The organism is Amycolatopsis sp. cg9, assembly GCF_041346945.1.
In the GTDB taxonomy this organism is placed as follows: domain Bacteria; phylum Actinomycetota; class Actinomycetes; order Mycobacteriales; family Pseudonocardiaceae; genus Amycolatopsis.
Window position 1 is genome coordinate 9,008,890 of sequence record NZ_CP166850.1, and the last position, 13,142, is coordinate 9,022,031.

At 72.2% G+C, this 13,142-nt stretch carries 10 protein-coding genes; 4 read left to right on the plus strand and 6 right to left on the minus strand.

All coding sequences use genetic code 11. The features are described 5' to 3' along the window. Positions 1–32: 32 nt before the first annotated feature. Entirely contained in the window at positions 33–4,889 is a 4,857-nt protein-coding gene (locus AB5J73_RS41285) for an RHS repeat-associated core domain-containing protein (protein ID WP_370964438.1), read from the minus strand. A gap of 381 nt (positions 4,890–5,270) precedes the next feature. On the opposite strand from AB5J73_RS41285, the gene AB5J73_RS41290 reads away from it, so the two are divergent. Continuing rightward, positions 5,271–5,741 (plus strand): YdeI/OmpD-associated family protein, encoded by a 471-nt coding sequence (locus AB5J73_RS41290; RefSeq protein ID WP_370964439.1) that lies wholly within the window; start codon positions 5,271–5,273, stop codon positions 5,739–5,741. Between the two features lie 124 nt (positions 5,742–5,865). On the opposite strand, the gene AB5J73_RS41295 is transcribed toward AB5J73_RS41290, so the two are convergent. The 3 genes from AB5J73_RS41295 to AB5J73_RS41305 form a co-directional block, all read right to left on the minus strand. Then, entirely contained in the window at positions 5,866–7,044 is a 1,179-nt protein-coding gene (locus AB5J73_RS41295; RefSeq protein ID WP_370964440.1) for a serine hydrolase domain-containing protein, read from the minus strand. Between the two features lie 103 nt (positions 7,045–7,147). Beyond that, a complete protein-coding gene (locus AB5J73_RS41300; RefSeq protein ID WP_370964441.1) occupies positions 7,148–8,107 on the minus strand; it encodes a hypothetical protein in 960 nt (319 codons plus the stop codon). Between the two features lie 100 nt (positions 8,108–8,207). Continuing rightward, positions 8,208–8,822, minus strand: coding sequence for a TetR/AcrR family transcriptional regulator (locus AB5J73_RS41305; RefSeq protein ID WP_370964442.1), 615 nt, complete (start codon positions 8,820–8,822; stop codon positions 8,208–8,210). A gap of 95 nt (positions 8,823–8,917) precedes the next feature. Here AB5J73_RS41305 and AB5J73_RS41310 point away from each other — a divergent pair, with 95 nt between their 5' ends. Continuing rightward, positions 8,918–10,084, plus strand: a complete 1,167-nt coding sequence (locus AB5J73_RS41310; RefSeq protein ID WP_370964443.1) for an alpha/beta hydrolase family protein — start codon at positions 8,918–8,920, stop codon at positions 10,082–10,084. A 41-nt stretch (positions 10,085–10,125) separates the two neighbouring features. On the opposite strand, the gene AB5J73_RS41315 is transcribed toward AB5J73_RS41310, so the two are convergent. Then, the gene (locus AB5J73_RS41315; protein ID WP_370964444.1) at positions 10,126–10,581 is read right to left on the minus strand and encodes a hypothetical protein; all 456 of its coding nucleotides are present in this window, start codon (positions 10,579–10,581) and stop codon (positions 10,126–10,128) included. A 117-nt stretch (positions 10,582–10,698) separates the two neighbouring features. Between AB5J73_RS41315 and AB5J73_RS41320 the strand changes: the two genes are divergently transcribed. Next, a complete protein-coding gene (locus AB5J73_RS41320) occupies positions 10,699–11,880 on the plus strand; it encodes a sensor histidine kinase (protein WP_370964445.1) in 1,182 nt (393 codons plus the stop codon). Between the two features lie 17 nt (positions 11,881–11,897). Then, positions 11,898–12,548: a response regulator gene (locus AB5J73_RS41325; protein WP_370964446.1), complete on the plus strand. Its 651-nt coding sequence runs from the start codon at positions 11,898–11,900 to the stop codon at positions 12,546–12,548. On the opposite strand, the gene AB5J73_RS41330 is transcribed toward AB5J73_RS41325, so the two are convergent. Then, complete coding sequence (locus AB5J73_RS41330) at positions 12,429–12,995, minus strand: RDD family protein (protein ID WP_370964447.1); 567 nt, start codon at positions 12,993–12,995, stop codon at positions 12,429–12,431. The genes AB5J73_RS41325 and AB5J73_RS41330 overlap by 120 nt on opposite strands. Between the last annotated feature and the right edge of the window lie 147 nt (positions 12,996–13,142).

Sequence of the window (13,142 nt, forward strand, 5' to 3'; positions counted from 1 at the left end):
CCGCCGGGCGGGTTCGACCGCGCGTCGGGGTGTCACAGCCCGTACTGCTTCTCGATGTCCTTGCCGTGCGGCTGCCACCAGTCCTTCTCCACGCTGCCGCCCTTCGGCACGGCCGGGTTGCAGTGGTAGGTCGTGACCCAGTTCCCGCCGCCTTGCCCGTCCGGTTTCCAGTACGAGGTCATGTCGTACTGGACGCCGTCGTCCTTCACGTTCTTGTCGTACTGGACGGACTTGCGGTTGCCGTCGTAGCTTTCGCGGTCCGCCTTGGCGCTGTCGTAATCCGACTGCGCCTTGTCCCGGTCGGCCTTCGCGTCCTTGAACTGCTGGTTGAGCTGCTTGCCTTCCTCCATGATCGCCGGCTTGTCCTCCGCCGAGGCGTTCTTGTAGGCGGCTTTCTTCGCGTTGAGCTCCGCCTCGAGCTCGTCGACCTTTTCCTGGCGCGCGTCGAGATCGCTCTTCTTCGCGTTCACGTTCTGGTCGATCGAGCCGGGGTTCTTGCCGTCCGTGCCGTGCTTGGCGTACTGGGGGTCGTTGCTGTACTTGGCGACTTCCTTGGAGAAGTAGTCCTTGTGCCACTTGTCGTTGACGTTGTCCGGGAACTTCGTCCCCGAGCCGCCCGTGTACTTCATGCCGAAGCTCTGGTTGCCCTGCTGGTGCTTGCCCTGGTGGGAGTCGACCTGCACCTCGGTGCCGTCGTGCTTGCCGAACGAATGCGTGTCGGAACTGCCGGAACCGCCGGAACCGCTGGCCTGCGTGTCGTCGGTGTTCTTGCCCTTGCCGTTCTTGCCGCCGCCGCCGCGCGGGATGTTCCCCGCGTTGTCGCCGCCGCCCGGCTGGTCGTTCGTCTTGTTCTTGCCGCCCTTCTTCCCGCAGGCGAGGCCGAGCAGGTCGCGGTCCGCCAGCGGGTTGTCGACGTAGGCGGCCGGGTTGGGGCCGGGCCCGAGCCCGAGCGGGTCCTGGCTCAGGTACCGGCCGGTCGACGGGTCGTAGTAGCGGAAGACGTTGTAGTGCAACCCCGATTCGGCGTCGGCGTACTGCCCGGGGAACCGGAGCGGGGTGGCCGCCGCGCCGGTCTCGCGGCCCCACAGGCCCGCGTTCCCGCGCCAGACCGGCGCTCCCGCCGCGTCGACGAGCTCGGCCGGCCTGCCGACCAGGTCGGTGACGATCGCGAAGAACCGGTCCTGCAGCGTCGCCGCGCGCTCGACCTGGACGACCGGCCGGTCGTCGCCGGGGTGGTACTCCCAGACGGTGACGTGCCGGGTCTGCGCCGCGTCCACGTGGACCTGCTCCACCAGCAGCGCGCCGCTCCAGGTGAACTCGCAGGACTCGGCGACCACGCGGGCACCGGTGGCCGAGGTGACCACGCGCTGCTTGGCGATCCGGCGGCCGATCGGGTCGTACCGGTACCACCACTGGTCACCCTCGGGGGTCGTGACCGAGAGCAGGCGGTCCTGGCCGTCCCACCGGTACCGCCAGACCCGGCCGCCCTCGTTCCGCGCGATCACCCGGCCCTGCGGGTCGTGGTCGAAGGTGACGGCGCCGGCGGCGACCAGCCGGTTGTCCACGTACCGGCGCGGCCCCGCGCTCGGCACCTGGCCGGGCTCCCTGGACTCCACGACGTTCCCGGCGGGGTCGTAGCGGTAGGCCTGGCTGCCGGCCACGCCGTGCACCTCGGCCACCCGGCCGGTGGCGTCGAGCACGAGCCGGGTCGGCCCGGCCAGGTCGTCGTCGATCCCCGCGAGCAGCCCGTCCGGCCGGTAGCTGAACCGGCGGTGCCGCGGTGGTGCCCCCACGGGCTGGACCGACTGGCCGACGAGGTTCTCGTCGACGTCGAACGCCTGCGTGAGCGCGACACCGCCGTCGACGGTGCGCGCGACCTCCCGGCCGCCCGCATCGTGCTCGAAGCGCACGGTGTGCCCGGCGACGACGAGCGATTCGGGCCGCCCGGCGGCGTCGAAGGTCCACACACTGTCCACTCCGGACGGAGTGCGCCGCCGCACGGTGCCGTCGGTCTCGTGGACGTGCGTCAGCGTCCGGCCGTCGACCGACTCGCTCAGCACGTTGCCTTCGCCGTCGTAGGTGACGCGCAGTTCGACGTCGCCCATGACCGCGGCGGTCAGCCGGCCGACCGCGTCGTAGGCGAACCGGGTCGTGCCGGCCGGGGATCGGCGTTCGACGACGTTGCCGAGCACGTCGTGGCCGTATTCGGTCTCCTCGCCCGCCCCGTTCGCCGACCGGACGAGCCGGCCCGCCGGGTCGTAGCCGAAGCGGAGCGTGCGGCCGTCGAAGTCCGTCTCCTCGACCAGCCGCCCGGCCGGGTCGTAGCGGTAGGTCCAGCTCTGCCCGAGCGGGTTGGTGACCGTGCTGGGCCGCAGCTCGGTGTCGTAGGTGTAGCTCGTCCGGGCGCCCGACGCGTCGATCGTCGCGGTGACCAGGTCGAACGGGCCGTACTCGGTCCGTTCGGCCAGCCCGGCGCCGTTGACGTGCTCGACCTCGTTGCCCTCCGCGTCGTAACCGCGGGTCTCGCGCACGCCGGAAGGCCGCACGCGCAGCCGTTCGTGCCCGTCGGGGGTCCAGCCGAGCACGACGGGCTGCCCGGACCGGTTGAGCACCGACCGGGGCCGCCCGAACACGTCGCGGTCCACCGGCGGTGGCTCTTCGTCCCCGCGCGTCCAGGCGGCCTGCTCGGAGGTCAGCGGCTTCGCGATGCCGAGGGTCTCGGTGAACGGGTCCGGCGCCTCGTCACGCGGGTAGAACCGGGAGAGCACGACGCCGTCGTCCGCGGTGGTCTCGATCGTCAGCCCGGCGGCGTCCTGCGTGACCCGCAGGACCGAGCCGTCCGGCCGGGTCACCGACCGGAGGGCACCCCGCTCGTCGTAGGCGAACGACGTCGTGTGCCCGAGCGGGTCGGTGCGGGACAGCAGGCGGTCGTCGCGGTCCCAGTCGGACGTGGTGACCTGGCCCAGCGGGCCGACCTCGCGGACGAGCTGGTTGACCTCGTTGAAGTGGTACTCACCGGAGTGGCCGAGGGAGTCGGTGAAGGTCGTGACCCGCCGCTGGGTGTCGTAGGCGAACGCGGCGTCGTAGAAGCCGCGGTCGCCGATGGTGCGGACGCAGCGGCCGGCGGTGTCGTAGACGTAGCGGAACCAGGTGCCGTTGCGGTCCTGCCAGCCGGTGACGCGGCCCGCGCCGTCGTAGTCGTAGACCTGCGGCCGGCCGGAGGCGTTGAACTCCTGGGTCAGGCGGCCGAGCGCGTCGTAGCCGAAGCGCCGCACCAGGACCCGGGCCTGGCCGGCCGGGTCGGTCACGTGGACGGCGGTGACCCGGCCACCTTCGGTCTCCAGTTCCACGCGGTACCCGGCGGAGTGCCGCAGGGTCCGCGGTGCGCCGAGGGCGTCGTAGCCGAACTCGACCCGGGCGCCGTCGGCGTCGGTGACCGACCGGAGGACGAGCTCGGCGGATCCGCGTCCCGGCAACGCGGCGAACCGGAGTTCCCGGCCCCGCAGCGGATCGGCCTGGGTGTAGCTGCCGTCGGCGTGCCGGGTCAGCGGGCGCCGCGGCCCGTCCAGGGGAAGCACCGGCGCGCCCGGCGCGGCGAGCGGGTAGACCAGGGTGGTGCCGTCCGCCGCGAAACACCGGACGTGCTCGCGCCCCACCGCCAGCCGCTGGTCCACAGTGGACACCCAGGTGGGGCCGAACCACCGCCCGGCGCGGTAGGAGGAGACGTGCAGCCGCTCCAGCACCAGCGGGGACGGCAGCTCCAGGTCGAGCTGGTCGATCACGACGTTGCCGCGCGCGATGTCCACCGGGTCGGTCTTGCACACCCAGGTGTCCTTGCCCCCGCCGCCGCTGTCGCCACCCTTCCCGGCGCCGCCCTTCGCCGGCGGCGAGTCGCCCGGGGCCTTGTTCCCGTTGCCGGGCGAGTGATCACCCGACGTCGAGGTGCCGTCGTCCTTGCCCCCGCCGCCGCCCTGGGAGGAGTGGTCTCCGGACGACGAGCCGCCGCCCTTGCCACCCGAGTGGTCACCGGCGGTCGTGGTGGAGTCGCCGTCCTTGCCGCCCTTGCCGTCCTTGACGTCGGGGGACTTCGGGTTGCCGTCGATCTTCCCCGGCTTGCCCGGCGGGCCGACCTTCCCGCCCTTGATGTTCTTCAGCCCCTTGGCGGCGTCCTCGAACAGGGTGCCGGCCTTCTTCAGCAGCGGTACCAGGGCTTTGAGCGCCTTGACGAGCTTGGTCGTGAGGCTCGCGATCTTCGACGCCGTCTTCGCGACGGCGGCGACGACCTGCGGCACCACCCAGGTCAACCCGATGCCGAGGGTGAACACCACCTGCAGCGCCCACGAAATCAGGTGCCCGACGAGTTCGGCGATGATGTCGCGCACCAGCGTGCGGACGGCGCCCACGACCTCGCCGGCGGTCTTGACCCCGCTTCCGGCGCCTTCGCAGCCCTTCTGCGCGGCGGCCAGCAGCCCGGACGTGTCTTCGGCACGCTTGCGGTAGTTGTCGGCGGCGGGACCTTGCCAGCCGACGAGGTCGGCCTTGACGGCGTTCGTCAGCTCGGTCGAGACGTCTTCGAGCTCTTTGGCGATGTTGTTCCAGGTCTGCGACTGCGCCGCGATCTCGTCGGCGTTCCCGGTGAGGGCGTTGAGCGCCTCCTTGAGCGGGCCGACGTGCTCGATCAGCCACCCGACCCCGGCGGCGAAGATCGCGCCGAAGGGATCCATCACCGCGGTCAGCGCGTCCAGCGCGGTGCCGACGGCGCCCATCGCCACCGAGGCCCAGTCACCGCTTTCGATGGCGTCCTTCAGGCCGATGGCGTCTTCGAGCAGCGGCACACCGGAGTACGACTTCGTCGAATCCTGCGCCTGCGCGACCAACGGGTTACCCACAGTTATCGACTCCCCCGCCAAAACCCAGCATCCACTTGATCTTAGTGACGCGCCGCGACGCGGGTCGGGAGAGCGCCGCGGCTTGCCCGTTCGACTCCTCCGGGCTTCCCCAACGGGTCGTGGACCAGTCGACTTCGTCGGGCACGACGCCGAGGGGTGGTGGCACGCCGGCGCGAGGCGTTGGCCGCTGTCCCCGCTGCGGCTACTTCGCCCAGGCAGGGCACCCGGCCGGGGTGGGTTCGTACCTGAACCCTCGTCCGCGGACAGCGACGGGTGGGCGAGGCACCGGGTGACCCGCACCGCCCAGCGGGTGGACCAGGCGCAGTCCCGCTCGAGTCGGTGCCCTTCTGCGACCACGACATCCGTGCGACGATCACGGTCGTGAACCCGCAGCAGTTCCGCGCCGTCATCGCCACCGGTCCGCGCGACCGCGCGGTCATCGCTGTGCCGTTCGACCCGGACAAGACGTGGGGTGCCAAGGCCGACCACCCCGTGGGCGGCACGATCGAGGGGAAGCGGGTTCGCGGGAGACTGTCGCCGACCGCCGACGGATGGTTGTTGACCGTCACGCCGATGTGGCTGCGCGACACGGGCGTCACCATCGGCACCGAGGTGACCGTCGAGCTGGCCCCGGAAGGTCCCCAGCGCGAAGACCTCGCCGACGACGTCGCCGCCGCACTGGACGGCAACCCCGCCGCCGCTGCCTTCTTCGACACGCTGGCGCAGTTCTACCGCAAGGCCTACCTCCGCTGGATCGACGCGACCACCCGCCGTCCGGAGCTCCGCGCGGCGCGGATCGCCGAGGTGATCGACCTCCTTGCGGCGCGGGTGAAACAGCGACCACGCTCGTGACGGCGACTCCGCGTCGAGCCCCGGGGTCGGACGGCGTGGGCACCGGCGGTGCGAGGCCGCCACGACGAACTCGTCGAAACCGGCCGCCGTGGTGGCGGCCCAGCGCCGCGAAGGTCTTGCGCCGTCAGCGGATCGCCGCCTGGATGCGGGCGGCGCTCGCCTGGGCGCCGGGGAGGTTCGGCGTGCAGAACTCCGTGACCATCGCCAGGAGCCGCCCCGAGGCCGCGTCCTCCGAAGCTGTCACGTCCGGGCTGGACCCGACCGTGATCCGGCGGGTGCCCGTCTCGTCGCTCATGCTCCACGTGTTGTACCCGGGCACGTCCCCGGCGTGCCCCCAGACATCGGGAGCGCCGGGACCGCACGGCCCCACGAGGGAAATGCGCATCAGCCCCAGCCCGTAGCCGATCCGCCCGCCCGTGTCCGGCCACGGGACCGTGGTCTTCATCTGCGCGAGCAGGCCGGGCGGCAGCAGCTCGCCGCCGAACAGCGCGTGGAAGAAGCGGTTCAGGTCGGTCGCGCTCGAAATGATGTTCCCGGCGCCGAAGTAGCGGCTGAGGTTGTAAGCGGTGACGTCGGTGAGCCCGTGCGGGGCCGGGTAGAGCTGCTCGTAGCCGTGCATGGCCGGGTCCGGCACGAGCGGGAAGTCCCTCGGCAGGAAGGTGTCGGCCAGGTGCAGCGGACCGGTGATCCAGTCGGCGAGAACCTGTTCGAACCGGCGGCCGGTGAGCTTTTCGACCAGCAGGGCCAGGACGTTGTAGCCGGTGTTGGAGTACGACCAGCTCGTGCCCGGCGGGAACAGCAGCGGCTGCACGGTGCTGTCGTGGACCGCCTCGACCTCGTCGAAGTGCACGAAGCGTTCGGTGTCCAGCTCCGGCAGGGTCAGCCAGGTGAACTGCGGGGCCAGGTCCCGGGGCAGGCCGCTGGTGTGCTGCAGCAGCTGGCGGACCGTGATCGGCTCCGGGTAGGGCAGCAGGCCGGGCAGGTACTTCGAGATCGGCTCGTCCAGCCCCAGCCGGCCCTTCGCGGCGAGCTTCAGCACCAGGGTCGCCGTGAACGTCTTGGACACGCTGCCGATGCGGAACCGCCCGGCGGTGTCGGGCTTCGCCCCGGTGACGATGTCACCGGATCCGGCCCGCCCCCGCCAGCGGCCGTCCGGATCCGCCGCGATCGCGATGATCCCCACGTTCCCCGCCCGCACGGCCGCGTCCAGTGCGACCTGACGTGGATCGGTTCTCGCGGCGGCGGTACCGGTTCCGGCGAGCAGGAGCACGGCGCAAGCAGCGGATACGATCGATCGACGCATGGTTCCCCCCGGAGTTGTGCGGTCCGCAAGACCGTAGCGCAGTCCGGCCGGCGCGTGCGGTCACATTCAGGTGCGGCACCGCGAGCGCGGTCCGGCCCGGGCCCTACTTCCCGACCGACTGCATGCAGTAGGTGGTCACCGCGAAGGAGCCCCGCATGCTCCAGGAAGCCGCCTGGTCCGAGCCGGGGAAGTCCTTGCAGATCTCCTGGACGGTCTTCGACAGACCGTCCATCTTGGTCAGTCCGTCCACCTGACCGAGCACCTTCGCCGCTCCCTTCTCGCAGGGGGCGAGGTGGAGCTCGTCATTGGCGCCGGCCGCCATGCACTCGCCGACTGCGGGCTTCCGGTTGTCCGGGTTCTTCAGGTCTTCCAGGCACAGGATCTTCGACGACAGGCTGCCCTGCCGCTTCCACTCCATCGAGGCGGCCGCGGACGGGACCTTGGCGCAGGCCGCGGTCGTGAGCCCGCCCAGCGCCCCGCCGTCCTCGACACCGGCGACCTTGTAGCTCGCCTCCGGTCCGCAAGGGACCTTTTCGGCGTGGGCGGCATCGGAGAGGTCCCCCTTGACGCAGTCACCCACCAGCGGCACGCCCTTGCCCGGGTTCTTCGTGTCCTCCAGACAGAGCAACGTGCCCTTCGAGGACTCGACACCTTCCCAGTACGCGACGGTCGCCGTCGGGAACTGGTCACAGCCGCCGCCGAGGGTCAGTGCCAGCCGGGACTGGTCCGGGACCTTGCCGACGATCTTGTAGGTGGCCTCCGGACCACAGGCCACCGAGGTCACGCTGTCGGCGTTGTCCGTGTTGCCCTTGAGGCAGTCGCCGACGTCGTTGCTCTTGGCCGTGGACGAGGTCAGCCCGGCTACGACCACGACCAGGAGAAACACGACGGGAACACCGATCCGCAACGCGAGTTTGAGGCCACCGCGCTTCTTGATCGGCGAGCCGACCGGTGGAAGCACCGGGTACGGCGCGGGCGGATACGGCGGCAGGGTGGCCCCCGGGGCCGGCGGCCGGAAGGGATTCGCTTCCGGCGCGGGCTGCTGCGGTCTGTCTTCGGGCATCGTCATGGAAGGTCTCCCCCAGGCCTGAGCATGATTTGCGACGGATCCTATCCGGCGGCCGGTTCGTCACCCCGAGCTCGGCTCGGCGGGGCACCCCGACTCACGACGCCGTCGCCTTCAGTGCCGCCTCGATCGCCCGCGTCAGCGTTTCCAGGTACCGGTCGTCGATCGGGCGCTTGAGCACCAGCAGCCGGAAGGCGAGCGGTGCGATCAGCAGGTCGGTGCCCAGCTCGAGTTCCAGGCCGGGTGGGAGTTCGCCGCGGTCGATCGCGGCCTGCAGGATCGCGCGCGCCGCCGCCCGGCGCGGCTCGGCCACGCCGGTCTGCAGCACCTCGGCGAGGGTCGCGTCGTGCTCGGCTTCGGCCAGCAGCCCGGCGCCGATCCGGGTGATGAGCGGGTTGTCCAGCTGGGCGCGGAAAGTGGCGAACAGCTCGCGCAGGTCGGTGCGCAGGGCGCCGGTGTCCGGAGCGGGCGGCAGCGCGTCGGCGACCTTGTCCCGGATCAGCTCGGCGAGCATCGCCTGCTTCGATCGCCAGCGCCGGTACAGCGCGGCCTTGCCGACGCCGGCGCGCCGGGCGACCGCGTCCATCGACGTCCGCGCGTACCCCGTCTCGGCCAGCTCGGCGAACGCCGCCTCGGTGATCGCGTCCGTCACCTGCCGCCGCAGCACCGCCCCACCGCTCACCGGCCGGGCGCTCTCTTCACTGGTGGACATGCCCCCACTCTAGCGAACGGAACGGTGGCGTTCCATTCGCACCCGTGCTACAACGGAACGAGACCGTTCCGTTCGCATTGACCCGGAGGCATCCGATGAAGTTCCTCTTCGACGACGAGTCGTTCTCCTTCGAAACCCTGCGCGCCACCGGTTACATCGCCTACGCCGGCGCCGACCTCGGCGAAGTCCTCGTCACCTGCCGCCGGATCCCCGAGGCAGACGAAGACGCCTGGTCCACCCAGTGGGCCGCGACCGCCGCGCGGATCGAGGGCATCGGCCGCGACGCACTGGCCGCCGGGCACCGGGTCAGCGCGCGGGAGGCGCTGCTGCGGGCGTCCAACTACTACCGCGCCGCCGACTTCTACCGCCGCGACGACCCCGAGCACGACCCCGAGTCGGCGCGGCTGGCGAAAGCCGCCCAGCGGACGTTCGCCGACGCCGCCCCGCTGCTGGACACCCCGGCCCGCGCCCTGGCCATCCCGTACGAGGACACGACCCTGCCCGCGTACCTCTTCCTCGTCGACGACTCCGGCGCCCCGCGCCCGACGGTGCTGTTCCACGGCGGGTTCGACTCCATCCTGGAGGAGAGCTACTTCGCCATCGCCGTGGGCGCGTTGCGGCGCGGCTACAACGTCCTCGCCTTCGACGGCCCCGGCCAGGGCGCCCCGCTCCGCGGCGGCCTGCGGTTCCGGCCCGACTGGGAAGCCGTGGTCACCCCCGCCGTCGACCTCGCCCGCAGCCTGCCCGAAGTGGACAGCGACAAGATCGCGCTGATCGGCATGAGCATGGGCGGCTACCTCGCCGCCCGGGCGGCCGCCTACGAGCACCGGCTCGCCGCGTGCGTGCTCTACGACGGGATCTACGACCTGCACGAGCCCTTCGCCGCGGTCGCCGCGCAAGCCGCGTCGACCCCGGGCGGGCTCGACGCGGTGACCGCGCGGAACACCGGAGCGCGCTGGGTCGTCCGCAACGGCAAGTGGACCTTCGGGTTGCCGACCTTCGACGAGGTCGTCGAGGCGACCAAGGCCTACACCATGGCCGGCCTCACCGACCGCATCACCTGCCCCACCCTGGTCCTCGACGCCGAAAACGACCAGTTCTTCCGCGGCCAGCCCCAGCGCGTGCTCGACGAACTGACCTGCGAGAAGGAACTGATCCTCTTCCGCGAAGACGAAGGCGCGGGCGAACACTGCCACGAAGGCGCGCTGTTCCTGTTCCACCAGCGCACCTTCGACTGGCTCGACACCGTCCTCGACCGCTGAACGCCCGCCGGGACCCTGCGGCTCGAGCCGGTCGCCGACGTTCACCGCTCGCGGTTCACCACCCGCAGGATCAGCCACTGGTCGAACCACGCTCCCGCGGTCGTCACCACGAGCATCGCCAAGCCGATGACCAGGTGCCGGTGGCTGTGCAGCGGCGCGGCTTCGTCGGTCAGCTTCGCCAGCCCGAACTGCAGTCCCAAACGCAGGGCGAAGAGCACAGCGACGAGGACCAGCGCCTGCTTGGAGCGCCAGACCGCGCGCAGGTACCGGCGGCGCCGGGACAGCAGCGTGAACCACAGCGTCAGGTGTACCGCGACGAGCACCAGCGGCAGCACAGCGACCCAGCTGTACCGGTCGCTGAACTGCAGGCTCAGGTCGTTGCTCGCCACCAGCAGCCCGACGAGCGCGAAGTACCAGCCCGGCAAGCCTTCGATCTTTCCGCCGTCCGGTCGGATCGCGGCTTCCGGCATCGGCGTGGGTGCGATTCGGTCGTCCATCCCCGAAGCCTGGCGCGGATCGGCGCGGCCGCGATCAGCCGCCGGGACGAGATCACGCCCGGTGTCTCCTACCCGGGTACGAGTTTCACCGCGCCCACGATCGGGCACGATCGGCAGATGACCTTCACCGGCCGGCCGGGCATCCCGTGGACCGGCCGCCGCGGCCCGCTGGTGGCCGAGGCGGCCGTGCTCGGCGCGCTCGTGGTGGTCGACGCGGTGCTCGCCGCCCGCGCCGGTCCGGGCACCGGCGGGCTCACCACCGTCGCCATCGAGTTCGCGCCGGGCATCGGCCCGGTGGTGGCCGTGCTGGCCGTGCTGCGCCGCCGGTTCCCCGACCGGCTCGCCGGCCTCGCCACCGCCGTCTTCGGGCTTTCACTGCTGGGCACGGCGGTTTCCGCGGCGCTCGGCGCGGCGGGAGCGCGGCTGCCGCCCCAGCCCGGTGCGGCCGAAGTCCTCGCGCTGGCGCTGGTGGTCGGCGCGTGCTGCCACCGCCTCTCGCCGAAAGCGGCCACCCTGCAAGCGGTTCTCGGCGGCTGCGCCGCGACGCTCGCGCCGATCCTGCGCTACGGCAACGAAAACCCGGCCGGGCTCTACGCGACCGGGGCCGCGGTGGTCTGGGGCGGCGCGCTGGCCGGCGGGCTGGTCCTGCGCGACGCCGACGTCCGCCACCGCGCCGCGGTCCTGGAGCTGCGCAACACCGAACGGCTGCGGCTGGCCCGGGAGCTGCACGATCTCGTCGCCCACCAGGTCACCGGCATCGTCGTGCGCGTCCAGGCCGCGCACCGGGTCGCCGAACGCACCGGCGGCGACACCGCGACCTTCGCCGAGCTGGAAACCGCCGGGGTGACGGCGCTCTCCGCGATGCGCCGGCTGGTCGGCGCGCTGCGCACCGGCGACGAAGCCTTCTTCGTCCCGCCGGCCGACCTGACCACCGCCGTCGACCGCGCGGTGCCCGACGACGAGCGCGTCCACCTCGACGTCAGCCCCGATCTCGCCGCGCTCCCGGTCGCGCCCGAGGTCGTCACCACCGCGCACCGGTTGCTCACCGAGTCACTCACCAACGTCCGCCGCCACGCGCCCGAGGCCACCGAAGTACGGGTGCTCGTCCGCCACGAGCCGCCCGGCGCGCTGCGCGTCGAGGTCGTCAACGACGGCGCCGGGCGCCCCGCCCGCCGGGGTGGCTACGGGCTGCTCGGGATGGCGGAGCGGGTGGCGGCGGTGGGCGGTACGGTGCACGCGGGACCGGCGGCGGGCCGGCGCTGGCGAGTCACCGCGCGGCTGCCGCTCGAGCCGGGCTGAGGCGAGGGGAGACCGGGGTGCCGACGCGAGTGCTGATCGCCGACGACCAGGCGATGGTCCGCGCGGGGTTCCGGCTCATCCTCGAGGGCGAGCCGGACATCGAGGTCGTCGGCGAGGCCGCCGACGGCGACCAGGCCGTGCGCCTGGCCCGGGAGCTGCGCCCGGACGTGACCCTGATGGACATCCGGATGCCTGGCGTGGACGGGCTGCGGGCCACGGAACTGCTGGCCGGCGCGGGAGTCCCGGAGCCGCTGCACGTCGTGATGGTCACGACGTTCGGGCTGGACGAGAACGTGCACGCGGCGCTGCGGGCCGGCGCCTGCGGGTTCCTGCTCAAGGACGCGGGGCCCAACCTGCTCGTCGAAGCCGTGCACGCGGCCGCGCACGGTGAAGCGCTCGTCTCCCCCGCGATCACGACGCGGCTGTTGGAACACTTCGCGCGCCGAGGCCCGGGACGGGCGGGCGCCCCGGAAACCCCGCTCACCCCACGGGAACTCGACGTCGTGCGGGCCGTGGCGCGCGGCCGGACCAACGAAGAGATCTGCGCCTCACTCGTGGTGTCGATGCCCACGGTCAAGACCCACATCGGCGCGGCCAAGCGCAAGCTCGGGGCCCGCAACCGCACCGAAATCGCCATCTGGGCCTGGGAAAGCGGCCTGGTCCGCTGACCGCGGGACGCGCACGACCACGGTGCGCGCCACGATGTCGCCGAACCGCTGCCGCCGCCGGTTCACCAGCATCACCACGGTCCCGGCCAGCCCCCAGGCGAACCCGTCGACGACCATCAGCAGCTCGCGGACGACGAACGCCCCCAGCGACGGGTGCCCGCCCTCGGCGGTGACGACCCGCAGGCGCAGCCAGCGCATCGCCGGCGTCTGCCCGCCGTGGCGGTACGGCCACCACGCGCCGACGAACCACAGGCCGGCGAAGTCCAGGGCCAGCATCGTGTAGAGCACGACCTTCAAGAAGGTCAGCAGGCCCGGGCCGTGCGGGCGGAACAGCCAGACCACCGCGATCGCGAGCAGCAGCAGGGGCAGGAAGACGAGCGCCTCGTCCAGCAGGAACTGCGCGAGGCGGCGCCCGACGACGCCCAGCCCCGGCCGGGAACCGGTCATGCGGCCATGATCTCGGGCCCGGCGCCCGTTCGCGCGCGGACCCGCCGGGCGGAAGGGGACGTTCACGGCGTCTGATGCGCTGAGGGGGACTTTGCTGTCATCACATGCCGGACCCGGGCCTCATACCGGGGGCCGAGGCGGGCCCGG